Source organism: Lysinibacillus sp. GbtcB16 (assembly GCF_019091145.1).
Taxonomy (GTDB): Bacteria; Bacillota; Bacilli; order Bacillales_A; family Planococcaceae; genus Lysinibacillus; species Lysinibacillus fusiformis.
The window spans coordinates 1-267 of the sequence record NZ_JAGXJV010000450.1 but is presented as its reverse complement, the minus strand read 5'-3'; the positions used below and the strand labels follow the sequence as shown (position 1 = coordinate 267).

Sequence of the window (267 nt, the reverse complement as noted above, 5' to 3'; positions counted from 1 at the left end):
GACAGCAGGAGAGGAACGAAACTAATATGAGAACGAAACTTAAGAAGCATTTATTTGCACCGGTAACCATCGCATTAAGCTTGTCACTCTTGATTTCCGCTTGCGGGAAAGCCGAACCGACGGCGGGAAGCACGGGGGCTTCATCGCCAGCACCAACGGCGCAAGCGGCTGCTCCGCGGACGATCAAACATTTTGCAGGGGAAACGACGATCACGGGCAATCCGCAAAAAATCGCGGCGCTGAATCCGTGGTTGGTCGATTTCATGC

1 pseudogene is annotated in these 267 nt (G+C 53.6%); it reads left to right on the top strand.

Annotated elements, in window-relative coordinates:
* Window positions 1-26 precede the first annotated feature (26 nt).
* Window positions 27-267 (top strand): annotated as a pseudogene (locus tag KVT27_RS24870) (hypothetical protein); the annotation flags it as partial.